General features: G+C 65.2%; 4 protein-coding genes. All 4 read left to right on the forward strand.

The window, feature by feature from the left end:
* A partial coding sequence (locus ACT84W_RS02435; protein WP_444328086.1) for a glycoside hydrolase family 3 N-terminal domain-containing protein occupies positions 1 to 499 on the forward strand: 499 nt, incomplete at its 5' end.
* A 303-nt stretch (positions 500 to 802) separates the two neighbouring features.
* Entirely contained in the window at positions 803 to 2,416 is a 1,614-nt protein-coding gene (locus ACT84W_RS02440) for a peptide chain release factor 3 (RefSeq protein ID WP_444328087.1), read from the forward strand.
* Between the two features lie 75 nt (positions 2,417 to 2,491).
* Positions 2,492 to 2,992, forward strand: coding sequence for a flavodoxin (locus tag ACT84W_RS02445; protein ID WP_444328088.1), 501 nt, complete (start codon positions 2,492 to 2,494; stop codon positions 2,990 to 2,992).
* A 151-nt stretch (positions 2,993 to 3,143) separates the two neighbouring features.
* Positions 3,144 to 3,338 (forward strand): hypothetical protein, encoded by a 195-nt coding sequence (locus ACT84W_RS02450; RefSeq protein WP_432290947.1) that lies wholly within the window; start codon positions 3,144 to 3,146, stop codon positions 3,336 to 3,338.
* The last annotated feature ends 140 nt before the right edge of the window (positions 3,339 to 3,478 follow it).

Here is a 3,478-nt window from a genome sequence, read left to right on the forward strand (position 1 = left end):
GGCGGGCAACACCGGCATGATGAGCTCCTACAACCGCATCGGTGCGACCCCCGTCGCCGAGAGCAAGGAGCTGCTGACCGACGTCCTGCGCGGCGAGTGGGGCTTCAAGGGCGCCGTCATCACCGACTGCACCATGGCCGCCGGCACCTCAGACGTGAGCCGCAGTGTCCGTGCAGGCAACGACATCAACCTCAACTACCTGCAGGACACGGCCATGACCGCCGACACGACCGATACCGCCGCCGGCCACCAGGCGCTGCGCCGCGCGACCAAGAACGTCCTGTACATGGTTGTCAACAGCGACGCGCTCGAGTCGACCCACAACCTCGACATGCCGAGCACCATCCGTACCGGCTGCATCGTGTTCGGCGTCGTGGCGATCGCGCTCTTTGGCCTGTACCTCTGGCGTCGTCACGTGAAGATGGTCCGTTGGCGTGAGGCGGGCAAGCCTGCCGGCCGCATCGCGACCTGGATCGCGGGCCGTAAGGCTAAGGCGTAAGGGCTTCTTTCCCCCAGAAGCTAGTCACGCGAAGGCCGGCGCCGAGAACCCGTTGGGTAACCGGCGCCGGCCCTTCTTGCCGGCGGGCGAATAACGCGCAAGTTTGACATCAAGAGGCGTTATTCCGATCTGTTGAGGTCAAACTTGCGCGTTATTTTCTTGGCAAGAAGTGTGCCGCGCAAAGCGCCCGCGGCGTAGCGCCCGCCTCGGCCCGTGTGCATGGCGTCGTGTTCGGGGACGAGCCGGGAGCTCGGCCGGTGGCTGGCTATAATATCGAAGGTTTGTCGCATAGATTGGAATTACATGGCCAGCCTCAAGGACCAGATCTCTTCGCGCCGCACGTTCGCTATCATCAGCCACCCGGACGCCGGCAAGACCACCCTCACCGAGAAGCTCCTCTTGTACACCGGCAGCATCCAGACGGCCGGCTCCGTCAAGGGAAAGAGCTCCGCCAAGCACGCGGTCTCGGACTGGATGGACATCGAGAAGGAGCGCGGCATCTCCGTCACGTCGTCGGTCCTGCAGTTCGAGTACGACGGCCACTGCGTGAACATCCTCGACACCCCGGGCCACCAGGACTTCTCGGAGGACACCTACCGCACCCTCATGGCCGCCGACGCCGCCGTCATGGTTATCGACGGCGCAAAGGGCGTCGAGGCCCAGACCATCAAGCTCTTCAAGGTCTGCACGCTGCGCCATATCCCGATCTTCACCTTCGTGAACAAGCTCGACCACGACGCGCGCGACCCCTTCGAGCTCATGGAGGAGATCGAGAACGTCCTCGGCATCGGCACCTATCCCATGAACTGGCCCATCGGCTCCGGCCGCAACTTCCGCGGCGTCTTTGACCGCCAGTCCCGTCGCGTGCTCGCCTTCGAGGGCGACGGCCACGCCAACGCCACAAAGAAGGTCCGCGAGATCGAGGCCGAGCTCGGCAGCGACACGCTCGAGGAGCTCATCGGCCAGGAGAATCACAACAACCTGATGGACGACATCGAGCTGCTTGACGGCGCCGGCGATGAGCTCGACCTCGACGCAGTGGGCTGCGGCAAGCTCTCGCCTGTCTTCTTCGGCTCCGCGCTCACGAACTTCGGCGTCGAGCCCTTCCTCCAGGACTTCCTGCGCCTCACGTCCCCTCCGCGCGCCTACACCGACAAGCTCACGGGCGAGCTCGTCGACCCGGTCGAGAACGACTTCAGCGGCTTCGTGTTCAAGATCCAGGCAAACATGGACAAGAACCACCGCGACCGCATCGCCTTCGTGCGCATCTGCTCGGGCAAGTTCGAGCGCGGCATGAGCGCCTACCACATGCAGGGCGAGCGCAACCTCAAGCTCGCCGTGGGCACCTCGATGATGGCCGACGACCGCGCCATCGTGGACGAGGCATACGCCGGCGACATCGTGGGCCTCTTTGACCCGGGCATCTTCAGCATCGGCGACACCGTCTGCGCCGGAAAGAAGCACGTCCAGTACCCTGCGATCCCGACGTTCGCGCCCGAGCACTTCGCCAAGATCTCGCAGGTCGATACCCTGAAGCGCAAGCAGTTCGTCAAGGGCATGGAGGAGCTCGCGCAGGAGGGCGCTGTCCAGATCTTCCGCGAGCTCGGGGCGGGCATGGAGTCCGTGATCGTGGGCGTGGTCGGCGTGCTGCAGTTCGAGGTGCTCGAGCAGCGCCTCGAGAGCGAGTATCACGTCAAGGTCTACCGCCAGGGACTGCCCTACAACCAGATCCGCTGGATCACCAACCCGCCCGACGAGGTCGACGTCCCGCGCCTGAACCTGACGCGCGATACCTGCCGCGTCGAGGATATGCGCGGCGGCAAGCTGCTGCTGTTCACCTCCGAGTGGAACATCAACTGGGCCGTCGAGCACAACGAGGGGCTCAAGCTCTCCGAGTTCGGAAACGTCACGTTCTAGCCCTCGCGCAAGCCCTCGCGCGTTCGGTTGGGTATAAGGGCTACGACTCGTTTGAAACCAGGCATGGAGGCTTGCATGAAGACCTTGGTCGCGTACTTCTCGCACGCAGGGCAGAACTATGTGAACGGCAGCGTCACCGAGCTCGAGCACGGCAACGCGGAGGTGCTCGCCGGGTTCGCGGCGAAGGCCTGCGGGGGCGACCTGTTCCACATCGAGCGCGCCCAGCCGTACCCGGCCGACTACCGCGAGTGCGTGAAGGAGTCCGTCGCCGAGCTCAAGTCCAAGGCGCGCCCCGAGCTCGCCGCCGATCGCGACGTGTCGGGCTACGACCGCGTGATCGTCGTCTTCCCCAACTGGTGCGGAACGATGCCGATGCCCGTTTACACCTTCCTCGAGGGCCACGACTTCGCCGGCAAGGAGGTCTGGCCGCTGTGCACCCACGAGGGCAGCGGGCTCGGCCAGATCGAGTCGCACTTCGCCGCCGCCTGCCCGGGCGCGACCATCCATGCCGGCCTCGCGATCAAGGGCTCCGAGGCCCCCGCGAGCGCCGATGCCGTCGCCGCCTGGCTCGCCTAACCCTCACTGGGCGACAGTCATTGGGAGCAGCTTTTTTGCCAGACATGCGCCGCCGCGGGTATGTGCCGCGGCGGCGTGTTTTGGTTGTTGCGGTATGTTTGATGCTCCGAGGTCGGGGCCGGCGCCGATGGGCGACTGGAGGGGAGCGGGGATGAACGATGAGCAGAGGCTCGCAGCGTACGACGCCTTCGCGAGGGATGCCCGCGAGGAGCTCGCCGGCTGCAACGCTCGGATGGAGGCGCTGCGGGCGGAGGGGAAGACCAAGACCGCGACCTACCGGCAGCTCTTTGCCAATCGTATGACCCTTGCCGACATCGTCCGTCGTCTGGAGGACCATGGGCTGTAAAGAAGTGCACCTGAGGGCGATCGCGCATATGGAGTGCGACCTGCCGCAGAAGTTCGGCATTCCGCGGAACAGCTTCCTTGCCCCCGATCTCCAGGGGCGCATCGTCTTTGAGGCGGGGTTCGCGCTTCCGTCCGCGGTCG

Source organism: Paratractidigestivibacter sp. (genome assembly GCF_052362415.1).
Classification (GTDB): Bacteria; Actinomycetota; Coriobacteriia; order Coriobacteriales; family Atopobiaceae; genus Paratractidigestivibacter.